Raw genomic sequence first — 12,418 nt, 5'->3', positions numbered from 1 at the left:
CGCATCGCCTCGGGAGCAGAGACTCCGGAGGTGCTCCGCCTGCCCATCGTCGCCACGCACAAACGCGCGCTCGAGACGTGCGTGTACTGCCCGAAGCTCTGCCGCGCCGCGTGCCCCGTCTCGAACGCGGAGGCGAGCGAGACGGTGACGCCGTGGGGCAAGATGAGCCTCACGTACTTCGCGGGCCGTGGCGACGTGCCCGTCGAGGCCGAGCACACCGCGCCCGCATGGGCCTGCACGGGCTGCCACGCGTGCCGTGAGAAGTGCGACCACAGGAACGAGCCCGCGACGGTGCTCGTCGAGTCGCGCGCGGACTTTTTCGCACGCGGCGCCGCGCCGAAGGCCGCCATGGACGTGGTGATGCGGACGCAAGCGCGCGCCAGCGAGACGGCCGCGGCGCTCGATGCGATCGAGGGCGAAACGCCAAGGCACGTCGCGGCCGGCGTGCTCGTCGGATGCTCGTACGCTCGGAAAAACCCGGCCGTCGCGAAGGACGCGCTCGCCGCCGCGGCGAAGCTCGTCGGCGGCCCGGTGCGCGCCATTCGAAGCTGCTGCGGCCTCCCCTCGCTCCACGCGGGTGACCGGGAAGGCTTCCGTGTGGCCGCCGAGCGCCTCGCCGCCGAGGTCGCCGAGGTCCCGCGCCTGCTCGTCGTGGACCCGGGCTGCGCGCGCGCCACGATGGTCGAGCACGCGCGCGTCGGCGTCACCATGCCCCGCGAGCCCGAGCTGCTCCTCGACCTCGCGCACGCCGCGCAGGACCGCCTCCGCGTGCTGCCCGAGCTCGCAGGCACGACCGTGCGGTGGCACGCGCCGTGTCAGCTCGGTCGCGGGCTCGGCCGGTACGACGAGCCGCGCGCGCTGCTCGCGAAGATGTCCGGCAAGGAGCCCGCGACGTTCCAGCGCGACCGCGAGCACAGCGAGTGCAGCGGCGCAGGCGCGCTCTTGCCCGTGACGCGTCCGCGCACGAGCGAGGCCATCGCGGACGCGCGCATCGCCGAGCACAAGGCGCGGGGTGGAGGCCTTCTCGTGACGGCGTGCGGGTCGAGCTTGCGGCGCTTCCGGAGCCGCGGCGAAGCTGCCGAGGACCTCGTCAGCCTGCTCGCGCGGGCGCTCGCTCCCTGACGACCGCACGCATGTCGACCCCGAAGGTTCCTCGCCGAAGGCGAACCGTCTCGAGCAGGCTGCTCGCGAGTTACGTGCTCGTGCTCGCGGCCTTCGCGCTCACCGTGACCTGGAGCTTTCGCGCGCTGCGCGACACGTCGCAAGGCGCGGAGCTCCTCCGCAGCGGATACGCGCCGCTCCTGCTCCGCGTGGGCGAGGCCCTGGCCGCGCAGAACGTGTTCAACGCGCAGCTCAACCACATCACGGCCGCGAAAAACCCCGGCGACGTGCGCGAGTGGATCGAGACCGCGCGCCGCACGCGCCCTCTCACGTTCGCGCACGTGCGCGAAGCCGCGGAGAAAGGGCTCGTCGACGAAGATCCTTCCGTCGCGAAGTTCCAGGACGAGATCGTACGCGAGGCCGCGGCGATCGAGCGGCTGCTCGGCGCGGATCCCGAGCGGTTCGGGCAGCTCTTCCAGGCGCTCGCGGTGAGCGATCGTGAAGCCGCGGAGCGGGCGCGGGACGAGCTGCTCAAGCGCGAGGCCGAGGGCGCGCAGCGGCTCCGCGCCATCAAGCTGCGCGTCGAGGAGCGGATGGAGAGCCTCACGGCCGAGGCGAAACGACGCGAGGCCCGGTCCATCCAGCTCCTCGTCGGCCTCTTCGTGCTCACGCTGCTCGTCGGCGTGGTGATCTCCATCTACGCGCGCCGCGTGCTCGCGCCGCTCACGGCCGTCACCGAGCGCGCGAAGGCCGTCGCCCAAGGCGACCTCACGCCGCGCGAGGTCATGGCCACGAACGACGAAATCGGCGAGCTCGCGACCACGTTCGAGGGCATGGTCGCCGCCATCCAGCGCGCCCGCAGCGAGCTCGTCAACGCCGAGCGCCTCGCCGCCATCGGCAAGATGGCCGCGCACGTCACGCACGAGATTCGCAATCCCCTGTCGTCGATCGGCCTCAATTTGGAGCTGCTCGAAGAGGAGGTCGCGTCGTCGGACAACAAGGAGGCCTCGCAGCTCGTCGTCGCCATCAAGGCCGAGGTGGAGCGGCTCTCGCGCATCGCCGAGCAGTACCTCAGCATCTCGCGCAGGCCTCGCCCGCGGCTCGAACGCGAGCGCGTCGAGGACCTCGCGCGCGAGCTCGTGGCCTTCGTGCGACCCGAGCTCGACCGCGGCGGCGTGGCGAGCCGCGTGGATGCCGACGACGATCTGCCCGACGCGCGCCTCGACGAGTCGCAGTTCCGTCAGGCGCTCCTGAACCTCGTGCGCAACGCGCGCGAGGCCATGGCGAAAGGCGGCGAGCTCGTCGTGTCGATCCGCAAGGCCAAGGACGATGGCATCGATCTCGCGGTCGACGACACGGGCTCGGGCGTGCCCGAGGAGCTACGCGCGTCGATCTTCGATCCCTTCTTCACCACGAAGCAACGCGGCACGGGCCTCGGCCTCGCGGTCACGCGTGACATCGTGGAAGCGCACGGCGGAACGATCCGCTGCCTCGGCCGTGAAGGCGGCGGCACGCGGTTTCTGATTCACCTGCCCGCCGCGGGCGCGTCGGAGCCGAGCGCGAAGGCCGTCGAAGACGACGAGCTCGTGGCCTAGGGCGCGTCGCTCAAGGGAGCGCGGCGCCGCCCCACGGAAGGAGCACCAAAAACACGAACGCGACGAGCACCAGCATGAGCACGCTGGTCACGAGGTACGTCGAGCGCGGCGAGCGCGACGTGCTCCATCCGTCGCCGTAAAACTTCCCTCGCGAGCGCGTGCGCAGCTTCTTCTGCACGCCTCCGAGCAGGCTCGGCGCCACCGCGCCCGGCGGTGGACGCAGCGCGCGCCGGAGCAGCTCGCGCACCTCGACCTCGTCAAGCGGCGCTTCGTCCTCGTCCTCGTCACGCGTCTTCGCCGCGCCTGTTTCGTCTGCGCCCGACGTCTCGTCCTTCGCCGCGGACTTCTCTTCGGCGTCGAGCCAGCGCTCTGCTTCGGCCGCGAGGCGCTCGGCCTCCTCGCCCGTGACGTCGCCCTCCGTGCCGAGCAGATCCTGATCGTCGGCCGGCGCGCCCGCCTCTGGCTTTCGCTTCGCGTCGCCGCTCATGCCTTCTTCTCGCTCCTCAGCTTGTCGCCGAGCGCCTTCTCGACCAGGGCCCGGAGCTGCGCGCGGGCGCGGAAAATGCGGCTCTTCACCGTGCCTTCCGGCAAGCCCGTCACCTCCGCGATCTCGTCGTAGGACATGTCCTCCACGTCGCGCAGGATCAAGACCTCGCGGAAGTCCGCGTCGACTTGCTCGATCGCGCGCCTGACGATGCGCTCGAGCTGCATGCCCTCCAGAATCTCGTCCGGGCGGTTGATCGCTCCGCTCACCGTGACGCCCTTGCCGCCGTCGCCCGTCACGCGATCGGCGATCTCGTGGACGTCCTCCTGCTCGCCCACCTTGCGCCGCGACAGGTACTTCGCCTTGTTCTTGCAGAGGTTCACGGCGATCCGGAAGATCCACGTGGAGAGCTTCGACTCTCCGCGGAACTGATCGATCGCCTTGAAGACCTGGACGAACACCTCTTGCGCGAGGTCCTCGGCCTCGTCGCGTCGCCCGATCATCCGGAACACGAGCGCGAACACGCGTCGCTCGTAGGCGACCACGAGTTCGTTGAAGGCCGACTCGTCACGCGCCACGAGACGCGCGACGAACCTGGCCTCCTCGGTCTCGTCGTCGCTCGTCACGCCCGGCTGCTCCTCGCAGCTACGGTAAACGCCCTCGGTCGGGGGACGCTAGTGGTTCCGGCGCATGGATTCGAACCATGATTAGGGGATTCAAAGTCCCCCGTCCTGCCCTTAGACGACGCCGGAGTGAGCCCCGGGCATGCCCGGAGCTCGAGAGGGCCGGGACGATAGCGCGACTCTCCCCGCTTGGCACGTGCCGAGGAGACGGTCGCTGCCGGCCGCGGGAGGAGGCCGACCGACTTCGGCGACGGTCGACCCCCAGCGAAACAGAGCCGTGACCAACCTCGCCGGCGGTCGACCCCCAGCGCAGGAGGGTCGCGCTCGTCTTCGGGGACGGTCGCTACCGCCGAACGCCCCGTCGCGACCGTCTCTGACCCGGGTCGGTATGGTGGCGCGCCGAGGGCGGAGGGGGCGCCATGGGAGCCGCCTCTGTCTGCCGGAAGGTCTCGACCGTCCTGTGCCCCACTTTCGACACGAGCTCGGAGGCTCCGGACACGAGCGCGGGACGGTCCGGACCCCCGGCTTGCCCAGACAGAACCGCAGGCGCGATCCCTCGATGCACGAGCGCGAGGCCAACGGCCGTCACCGCCACGACACACCCGAGTAAGAAGGAGAACCCTCCTTGCCCTGCCAGAGACCGTCGTGACCCACCTTTGCGACCGAAGGGCCACGCCCGAACAGGGAGCGAAATCGGCTCCGAGCGGGTCTCGTCTCCCTCGAGAGACCGTACGTGCGGAGGGTCGCCCGTCTGCGCGACGGCACCGCTGAAGGTGAGAGGCGTCCTCGATTCGCCACGCGGCGGCGTGAGCGCGACGTCCGGCAAGGGCGCGGGCGTCACGAGCGGCGGGTCGAACGAGACCGAATCGGCGAGCGCATAGGCGAGCTCGGGGATGTGCTCGATGCGCCTCCACCCCTCCATCCCGTCGCGCCAGACCGTCGTCTCGGCCCCGATCTCACCCCTGGCGAGGGCCATCCAGAGCTCGAACGTGGTCATGGCCCGCAGACCCGGGCCGTGCTCCACGCACCACTCGGGCATGGGGCGGCCGCTCTCGGTGCTCTCCTCGTCGAGGTGGAGCCGCGCGAGCCTGCGCCTCTTCTGGGCGGCGAACCAGGATTTGGGGTTCGCGCGCTCGTAGGGGATCGTCGGATGGCTCTCGCGCACGAGCGGCGCCGGCTGCGTCTCGGCCTGGTTCTCCGCGGGGGGCGGGAGCATGGACGAGCGCGGCTGAAAGACGCTCGGGATCGTGTCTTCCGGGTCCCTGCTTTTGATGGACGACGACGCACACGACGCCTGCATGAGACGCCCCTTCCCGACAAACACCGGGCGTCCGCAGGCCCCGCGATATGGGGCGACGGGCGGACGCTCGACGTGACTAGGGCGCTCCTACAGGGTTCTCGTGAGGTCGGCCAAGTTTTCGCAGGCCTCACCCCCAACCCCTCTCCACGGAGTGGAGAGGGGAGGAGAAACGCGCGTCTTCCCCCCTCTCCACGGAGTGGAGAGGGGATGGGGGTGAGGTCAAACCCCCTTGATGACCTCGCACCCCATGAACGGCCGCAGCGCCTCGGGCACGACCACGGTCCCGTCGGCCTGCTGGTACTGCTCCAGGATCGCGATCACCGTCCGGCCGACCGCGAGCGCCGAGCCGTTCTGCGTGTGCAGAAGCCGCGGCTTCGCCTTCGGCTCGGGCCGGTAGCGGATCGCCGCGCGCCGCGCCTGGTAGTCGCCGAAGTTCGAGCAGCTCGAAATCTCGCGATAGACGCTCTGCCCCGGCAGCCACACCTCGAGGTCGTACGTCTTCTGCGAGGCGCCGCCCATGTCGCCCGCGCAGAGCAGCGACACGCGGTAATGCAGGTTGAGCCGCTTGAGAACCTCCTCGGCGTTCCGCGTGAGGGTCTCGTGGTTCTCGGCCGAGGTCTCGGGCGTCGAAAAGCGCACGAGCTCGACCTTGTCGAACTGGTGCTGCCGGATGAGCCCCCGGACGTCCTTGCCGTGGCTGCCCGCCTCGGCGCGGAAGCAGGGCGTGTACGCGGTGTAGGCGAGCGGCAGTTTGTCGGCTTCGAGGATCTCGTCGGCGTGGAGGTTCGTCACGGGCACCTCGGCCGTCGGGATCAAATACAGGTCGTAGGCGCGCTCGGGGTCGCTCTTGTGCGTCTTGAAGAGGTCCTCGGCGAACTTCGGGAGCTGCCCCGTGCCATAGAGCGCCGAGTCCTTCACCAGGAAGGGCGGCAGGACCTCGGTATAGCCCTGCTCGCGCGTGTGCAGGTCGAGCATGAAGTTGATGAGCGCGCGCTCGAGCCGCGCCGCCGCGCCCCAGAGCACGGTGAAGCGCGAGCCCGAGAGCTTGGCCCCGCGCGAAAAGTCGAGGATGCCGAGGCCCTCGCCGATGTCCCAGTGCGCCTTGGGCGTGAACGTGAACGACGGTTTGTCGCCCCAGGTCCGGACGACGACGTTGTCGTGCTCGTCCTTGCCGTCCGGCACCGACGGATCGGGCAGGTTCGGGACGAGGGCGAGCTGCTCGTGGATCTTCGCCTCGACGTCCTTGAGCGCCTGCTCCGCGTCCTTGATCTCCGCGGACAGGCGCTTCAGGGCCTCGCGTTGCTCGGTGAACTCGGCGGACTTCTTGTCCGCCTTGGCCATCTTCTCGTTGGCCTGGTTGCGCGCGGCGGCCTTGGATTCACTGAGCGCGATGAGCTCGCGCCGCTTCTGGCCGAGCTCGGCGATGGGGGCGAGGGCGGCCGCGGCCGCGGGCGAGCGCCGCGCCAGGGCGGCGCGGACGTCGTCCATGTGATCGACGACGTGGCGGAGGTCCAGCATGGGGGCGGGTTTAGCCGAGACCTCCGCCGCTGTCAGCCTAGTTGTACGTGACTTTCGTGAAGGTCAGGCCATCGCCCGACCGTCCAATCGCGACGGTATCGCCCGACTTGAACTCGCCCGCGAGCAGCCGTTTGGCGAGCTCGTCCTCGATGTAGCGCTGGATGGCCCGCTTGAGCGGCCGCGCGCCGTATTGCGGATCCCAGCCCTGCTCGATGAGGAAGGCTTTCGCCGGGGGCGCGACGGTCATCGAAATCCCGCGCTTGGCCAGGCGCTTCTCGAACTGCGCGAGCTGGATGTCGAGGACCTTCTCCACCTCCGACCGTTCGAGCCTGCGGAAGACCACGATGTCGTCGAGCCGGTTCAAGAACTCCGGCCGGAAGTGCTTGCGCACCTCCTCGAGCACCACGCGCCGCACGAGCTCGGCCTTGTCCCGCGGATCGAGCCCCTCACGCTCCTCGACCGCCATCGCCGCCGGCGTGCCGAGGTTCGACGTGAGGATCAGGATCGTGTTCTTGAAGTCGACCGTGTGCCCCTGACCATCGGTCAATCGGCCATCGTCGAGCACCTGCAAGAGCACGTTCCACACGTCCGGGTGCGCCTTCTCGATCTCGTCGAAGAGCACCACGGTGTAGGGCCTCCGCCGCACGGGCTCGGTGAGCTGACCGCCCTCTTCGTAGCCGACGTATCCGGGCGGCGCGCCGATGAGCCGCGCGACCGTGTGCCGCTCGCCGTACTCGCTCATGTCGATGCGCACCATCGCCTTCTCGTCGTCGAAGAGGAACTCGGCGAGCGCCCGCGCGAGCTCCGTTTTGCCGACGCCCGTGGGCCCGAGGAACATGAACGAGCCGATCGGCCGCTTCTCCTCGCCGAGCCCCGCGCGCGAGCGCCGGATGGCGTTCGCCACCGACACGAGCGCGTGGTCCTGCCCCACGACGCGCCTGCGCAGCTCGTCCTCGAGGCGCAGGAGCTTCTGCATCTCGCTTTCGAGCATCTTCGAGACCGGAATGCCGGTCCATTTCGAGACGATGGCCGCGATGTCCTCGTCGGTGACCTCCTCCTTGAGATAACTGCCTTTCTCCTGCAGTTTGGCGAGCGCTTCACGCAGCCCTTCGAGCTTCTTCTCCACCTCGGGGATCTTGCCGTAATGGATCTCGGCCGCCTTGCCGAGGTCACCACGTCGCTTCTCGCGCTCCTCTTCGAGGCGAAGCTGCTCGATCGATTCCTTCGTCTTCTTGATCTCGGAGAGCAGCTCCTTCTCGCGCATCCATTGCGCCCGCATCGTGTCGCGTTTCGCCTGGAGCTCGGCCATCTCGCGCTTGACGTCCTCGAGCCGCGCCTTGCTCGCCTTGTCCTGCTCGCGCTGCAGCGCTTGCTCCTCCATGCCGAGCTTGACGAGCTGCCGCTCCACGTTGTCGATCGGCGTCGGCAGGCTCTCGATTTCCATGCGGATGCGGCTCGCGGCCTCGTCCACGAGGTCGATCGCCTTGTCCGGCAGAAATCGCTCCGTGATGTAGCGGTGCGAGAGCATCGCCGCGGCCACGAGCGCCGCGTCCTGGATGCGAATGCCGTGGTGAATCTCGTACCGTTCCTTGAGCCCGCGCAGGATCGCGATCGTATCCTCGACGCTCGGCTCGCCCACGAACACGGGCTGGAACCTGCGCTCGAGCGCCGCGTCCTTCTCGATTCGCTTGCGATACTCGTCGAGCGTGGTCGCGCCGATGCAGCGGAGCTCGCCGCGCGCGAGCGCAGGCTTCAGCATGTTCGCCGCATCCATCGCGCCCTCGGCCGCGCCCGCGCCGACGAGCGTGTGCAGCTCGTCGATGAACAGGATGATCCGGCCCTGCGCGTTCTCGATCTCCTTCAGGACGGCCTTCAGCCGGTCCTCGAACTCGCCGCGGAACTTCGAGCCTGCGACCATCGCCGCGAGGTCGAGCGCCGCGAGCTTCTTGTCCTTCAACGACTCGGGCACGTCGCCGGCCACGATGCGCTGCGCGATGCCCTCGACGATCGCCGTCTTGCCGACGCCCGGCTCGCCGATGAGCACGGGGTTGTTCTTCGACCGGCGCGACAGCACCTGAATCACGCGGCGAATCTCCTCGTCGCGGCCGATCACCGGGTCGATCTTCCCGCGCCGCGCGAGGTCCGTGAGGTCACGCGTGTACTTCTCGAGCGCCTGGAACTTGCCCTCGGGATCCCGATCGGTGACGCGCTGATTGCCGCGCACCTGTGTGAGCGCCGCGAGCAGTTTGTCGTAATTGAGCCCCACGCGCTCGAGGAGCTGCGACGTGTCCTTGTCGCTCTTCAGCGCGGCGAGGACCAGGTGCTCGGTGGAGATGAAGTCGTCCTTGAGGGACTTCATCTCGTCTTCGGCTTTTTGCATCAGCCCGAGCGCTCGTCGCGACAAGCTCGGCTCGGCGCCGCCGCTGACGCGGGGGTAGCTATCGATCTTGGCGTCGAGGGCCTGCAAAACACGCCCCGGGTCGACGCCGGCCTTTTCCAGGAGCGGCGCCCCGATCCCATCCTCCTGAGCGACGATCGCTCGGAGGAGGTGCTCCGGATAAAGCTCCGGGTTTCCGCGCCGGCTCGCGAGGTCGACGGCAGCACGAACCGCTTCCTGGGCCTTGGTGGTCATTCTATCGATCCGCATGGCACGACCGAAACTAAGGCCGGATCTCACGCAAGCAAGGCCCTTGCCAAGGAAGCGAAGAGGTCACACGCTCGGGAGTCCTTTTCGGGTTCTTCGCGATCGACACGGACGGGCGCCCTCGGCGAAGATGCGCCTTCATGCGCAAACATCGGCTCTCTTTTCTCGCTTTCACGGCGCTCGTGGTCCCGTCCCTCGCGGCCGCGCTCGCCTCGTGCGGTGACGGTAACGTGACGGGCAGCGGCGCCTCCGCAGGCACCTCCTCGGGCGGCAGCGGCGGCCAGGGCGGTCAGGGCGGCGGCGGCCAGGGTGGTCAGGGCGGCGACCTCTTCGGCGACAGCGGAACCAACGGCTGCACGCCCGGCGAGGCCTGCGGCGACGGCGGCGTCTGCACGTCGGGCGGCGTGTGCTGCACGCAGGACAAGGCCTGTGGGACGGCTTGCTGCGGCGACGCGGAGGTCTGCTCGTTCCAGCAATGCGTGGTCCCCGGCACGACGTGCATCGACGCCACGGAATGCCCCGCGGGCTCCTACTGCGAATATGCGCTCGGCGAGCCGGGCGGCATGCCCGACGGCGGCGCGGGCGGATCGTGCCAGGGCGGCGTGACGCCGGCGACGGGCAAATGCTTGCCGCAGCCGCCCGAATGCGCGCCCGGCATGGAGCCCGGCCCGAACGACCCGATCACCTGCCTCGCGAAATGCGAGTACAAGCCGCCCGTCGGCCAGTTCGAGCCCGTGCTCAAGTACGCCTGGGGAAACCCGGCCGCGGCGAACACGCAGGACAGCGTGATGATGGCGCCCGTCGTGATCCAGCTCGACGACGACACCTGCGACGGTGTCGTCGACGAGCGCGACATCCCGGAAATCGTCTTCCTCACGTTCCAGACGAACAAGTACAACGAAAATGGCACGCTCCACGCCATTTCGATCGTCAATGGCCAGATCGTCGAGAAGTGGACCGCGAACGCGGGCGCAACGAGCCAGAACCACCCGGGCCGCTCGATCGCCGCGGGCAACATCGACGGCGTGCCGGGCAATGAGATCGTGGTCTGCACGATCGACGGCCGTGCGCGCGCTTATACGGCGACGGGCGCGGAGCTCTGGCTCAGCGGGCCCGGCACGTGTTTCATGTCCTCGCTCGCGGACCTCGATCAGGACGGCGACGTCGAGGTCGTGGTGGAATCGCAGATCCTCGACGGAAAGACGGGCGCGACCGTCGCGACGTTCGACCCGGCGAACACCTCGAACGTCGTGGTCTCCGACATGGACGCCGACGGCAAGCTCGACATCGTCACGGGCAGGCGCATTTACAAGGCTGACGGCACGCTCCTCGTCGACTCCAGCCTCGTTGCGAGTTTCCCCGCCGTCGGCGACCTCGACAAGGACGGCATTCCCGAGGTCATCGGGATCTACAATTCGAACCACGAGCTCCGGATCTGGCGCGTGGACCCGAACGAGCCCGGCGGCTTCAAGGTCGTGCGCACGGGCATCGACATCAACGGCACCCTCAATCCGGCGCTCTGCCCCACGAACAGCACGGGCTACACGCAAGGCGGCGGCCCGCCCACGGTGGCGGACTTCAATGGCGACGGTACGCCCGACGTGGCCATGGCCGGCGGCGTTGGATACGCGGTCTTCGACGGCAAGAAGCTCATGGCCCCCGCGATCCCGAACGCCGAGACGCTGCTCTGGATCCGGCAAACCCAGGATTGCTCGTCCGCCTCGACGGGCAGCTCGGTCTTCGATTTCGAGGGCGACGGCAAGGCCGAGGTCGTCTACGCCGACGAGAAGATGATCCACGTCTATGCCGGGACCGACGGAACGGTGCTTTACGAGACGTGCAATACGAACGGCACGCTCTACGAGTATCCGCTGGTCGCCGACGTCGACAACGACGGGCAGGCCGACATCGTGGTCGTGTCGAACTCGTATTCGAGTTTTACCTGCGCGGACGGCTCGAAGACGGCGGGCGTGCGGATCTTCGGCGATAAAAACGGAAACTGGGTCCGCACGCGCCGGGTGTGGAATCAGCATGGGTATCACGTGACGAACGTGGAGGAGGACGGGACGATCCCCACGGTGGAGCAGCCGAACTACAAGCAGCCGAAGCTCAACAACTTCCGGCAAAACGTGCAGCCCTCGGGCGAGTTCTCCGCGCCGGACCTCGTCGCCACGGTGTTCCCGATCTGCGGAGGCCCGACGTACGGGCTCATCGCGCGCGTGCGCAACATCGGCGAGGCGAGCGTACCGGCGGGCGTGAACATCGGGTTTTACCTGGACGACCCGGCAAACGGCGGCGTGCCGCTGCCCGGCAGCCCCGTCATGACCACGAAGGTGCTTTATCCGGCCGAAGCCGAGGACGTGACGCTCCCCCTCCCGATGCCGCCGGCCGGCGTGCTCGATGGGTCGAAAAAGATCTTCGTGATCGTCGATGATCAATCGCCGCCGCACGCGTGGCACGAATGCCGGACCGACAACAACGTCGCCCAGGGTAGCGGCGTTTGTGAGGGCGGACCGAACTGACGTAACGCCCTGGACAGGCCAGGGCAAGCTCGCCTAGTGTGCCGCGCGATGAAAGCGAACCTTCTCATTGCGGTTACACTCGGTGCATTGCTGCTCGCCGGCTGCGGGCAGTCCAAGACCGAAACCAATCAGGACAAACCCGCAGCCGAGGCGAGCGCCAAGAGCGCCGACGCCAATGCGGCGCCCAAAAAAGAGGCGGAGCCGGCCAAGGCCGAGCCGAAGAAGCTCGACAGCGCGACGCTCGAGGCCGTCGCCGACGCGGTGAAGTTCGAGCAGGGCGCCGTCGCCGACAAGGGCTTTGGCGGCAAGCTCAAGAACGCGAGCGAGCAAGGCATCAAGATGCTCGAGTACAAGGCGTTCGCGTACGACAAAGACGGCAAGCTCATCGAGATGATCAGCGGCAAGCACCCGAAGGGGCTCGACGCCGGTCAGGCGGCCGATATCACGGTCGGGCCCTTCGACAAGGCCGCCGGGAAGGCCGATGCCACCATCGAGGTGGTCGTCTCCTGGATGAACGTGGACGGCACCTCGTGGCAGAGGCCCGTCCCCAAGGACCGCGCCAAGGGCGGCCCGAACAACATGCTGAAGAAGTAAAACCCTTCGAAACACGAAGCCCCCCTCGAGCAGCGCC

At 68.5% G+C, this 12,418-nt stretch carries 9 protein-coding genes and 1 tRNA gene; 4 read left to right on the top strand and 6 right to left on the bottom strand.

Going from position 1 to position 12,418, the window contains the following annotated elements:
- Positions 1-30: 30 nt before the first annotated feature.
- Positions 31-1,122 (top strand): (Fe-S)-binding protein, encoded by a 1,092-nt coding sequence (locus KEG57_RS05075; protein ID WP_272458215.1) that lies wholly within the window; start codon positions 31-33, stop codon positions 1,120-1,122.
- A gap of 11 nt (positions 1,123-1,133) precedes the next feature.
- A complete protein-coding gene (locus tag KEG57_RS05070) occupies positions 1,134-2,696 on the top strand; it encodes a sensor histidine kinase (RefSeq protein ID WP_272416908.1) in 1,563 nt (520 codons plus the stop codon).
- A gap of 10 nt (positions 2,697-2,706) precedes the next feature.
- Here KEG57_RS05070 and KEG57_RS05065 read toward each other — a convergent pair whose 3' ends face one another.
- From KEG57_RS05065 to clpB, 6 genes are all read right to left on the bottom strand, one after another.
- Positions 2,707-3,183, bottom strand: a complete 477-nt coding sequence (locus KEG57_RS05065; RefSeq protein WP_272458214.1) for a hypothetical protein — start codon at positions 3,181-3,183, stop codon at positions 2,707-2,709.
- A complete protein-coding gene (locus tag KEG57_RS05060) occupies positions 3,180-3,806 on the bottom strand; it encodes a sigma-70 family RNA polymerase sigma factor (protein WP_272416906.1) in 627 nt (208 codons plus the stop codon). The genes KEG57_RS05065 and KEG57_RS05060 overlap by 4 nt, the downstream gene beginning before the upstream one ends.
- Before the next feature lie 52 nt (positions 3,807-3,858).
- Positions 3,859-3,932, bottom strand: a tRNA-Gln gene (locus tag KEG57_RS05055).
- A gap of 214 nt (positions 3,933-4,146) precedes the next feature.
- A complete protein-coding gene (locus KEG57_RS05050; protein ID WP_272458213.1) occupies positions 4,147-5,019 on the bottom strand; it encodes a DUF4339 domain-containing protein in 873 nt (290 codons plus the stop codon).
- A gap of 303 nt (positions 5,020-5,322) precedes the next feature.
- The gene (gene serS, locus KEG57_RS05045; RefSeq protein WP_272416904.1) at positions 5,323-6,621 is read right to left on the bottom strand and encodes a serine--tRNA ligase; all 1,299 of its coding nucleotides are present in this window, start codon (positions 6,619-6,621) and stop codon (positions 5,323-5,325) included.
- A 37-nt stretch (positions 6,622-6,658) separates the two neighbouring features.
- Positions 6,659-9,253, bottom strand: coding sequence for an ATP-dependent chaperone ClpB (gene clpB / locus KEG57_RS05040; protein ID WP_276605094.1), 2,595 nt, complete (start codon positions 9,251-9,253; stop codon positions 6,659-6,661).
- A gap of 152 nt (positions 9,254-9,405) precedes the next feature.
- Here clpB and KEG57_RS05035 point away from each other — a divergent pair, with 152 nt between their 5' ends.
- Both KEG57_RS05035 and KEG57_RS05030 read left to right on the top strand, forming a co-directional pair.
- The gene (locus KEG57_RS05035; protein WP_272458211.1) at positions 9,406-11,787 is read left to right on the top strand and encodes an FG-GAP repeat domain-containing protein; all 2,382 of its coding nucleotides are present in this window, start codon (positions 9,406-9,408) and stop codon (positions 11,785-11,787) included.
- Positions 11,788-11,835: 48 nt separating this feature from the next.
- On the top strand, positions 11,836-12,381 hold the full coding sequence (locus KEG57_RS05030; RefSeq protein ID WP_272458210.1) for a hypothetical protein: 546 nt from the start codon (positions 11,836-11,838) through the stop codon (positions 12,379-12,381).
- Positions 12,382-12,418: the final 37 nt, after the last annotated feature.

The organism is Polyangium jinanense (assembly GCF_028435365.1).
This window is presented reverse-complemented; position numbering and strand designations above follow the sequence as displayed.

Coding starts and splice junctions, on each gene's coding strand:
- KEG57_RS05070 (WP_272416908.1), top strand. CDS start 1,134: ATGTCGACCCCGAAGGTTCCTCGCCGAAGGCGAACCGTCTCGAGCAGG.
- KEG57_RS05065 (WP_272458214.1), bottom strand. CDS start 3,183: ATGAGCGGCGACGCGAAGCGAAAGCCAGAGGCGGGCGCGCCGGCCGAC.
- KEG57_RS05050 (WP_272458213.1), bottom strand. CDS start 5,019: ATGCTCCCGCCCCCCGCGGAGAACCAGGCCGAGACGCAGCCGGCGCCG.
- serS (WP_272416904.1), bottom strand. CDS start 6,621: ATGCTGGACCTCCGCCACGTCGTCGATCACATGGACGACGTCCGCGCC.
- clpB (WP_276605094.1), bottom strand. CDS start 9,253: ATGACCACCAAGGCCCAGGAAGCGGTTCGTGCTGCCGTCGACCTCGCG.
- KEG57_RS05035 (WP_272458211.1), top strand. CDS start 9,406: ATGCGCAAACATCGGCTCTCTTTTCTCGCTTTCACGGCGCTCGTGGTC.
- KEG57_RS05030 (WP_272458210.1), top strand. CDS start 11,836: ATGAAAGCGAACCTTCTCATTGCGGTTACACTCGGTGCATTGCTGCTC.